The following is a 616-nucleotide window of genomic DNA, read 5'->3' as shown; positions in this document are numbered from 1 at the left end:
CTGCTCCGTGGAATTTTCCTTTTCCTTCATGGAAAAAGCCAAGACTTTCGGCAAGCAGAAAGAAAACAGAAAAATGGATTTCATGAGGATGATCTGCGCCTTTTATTGTATGACATCATACAAGTATGTGCGTAGTATGGAATTCAATATTTTGGCTGTCAAGCACTCATTAATTCGGGATATCCCTTGTTTGCAGCAAGCATCGGCGTGGCCATTACCTGGTTGAAAGCCTGCTTACGCCTGGCCCTCACAGCCCTGCAAAGGCACCACATTCGCATCAACCCATGATATTTGGCATATCATGATTATCATGAACATTCCGTAAACCAGCACAAGGCAGAAAAAAACCATGGTTGTGGCTACGAGCACACTCTCGAGCCAACCGTGGCTCGCCTGTCCGACAAAGCTGCCGAATGGCTGGTCAATGCGGTGGCGCATGGCAGCATTCACGTTCACGATGAGCGATCAACCTGCATACCTGACCTACATTGATCGATAGTTTATGCCAAATATGGAATTAGCTAAAATTAATCGGCAATAATATCGCTAATTGTTCCATAAATGGAAATCATAATTCTGTAATAAGTATTTTTCTATCGATATCAGAAGTCCATAA

At 43.3% G+C, this 616-nt stretch carries 1 protein-coding gene; it reads left to right on the top strand.

Annotated features, from left to right (window positions below; translation table 11 throughout):
• The coding region (locus ACTIKR_RS00440) for a hypothetical protein (protein WP_442326943.1) at window positions 1–226 on the top strand (226 nt) is incomplete at its 5' end.
• Window positions 227–616 lie beyond the last annotated feature (390 nt).

The sequence above is a fragment of the Advenella sp. genome (assembly GCF_052108595.1).
Lineage (GTDB): Bacteria > Pseudomonadota > Gammaproteobacteria > Burkholderiales > Burkholderiaceae_B > Advenella.
The sequence above is the reverse complement of the archived record's forward strand: the minus strand, read 5'-3'. Positions and strand labels throughout refer to the sequence as shown.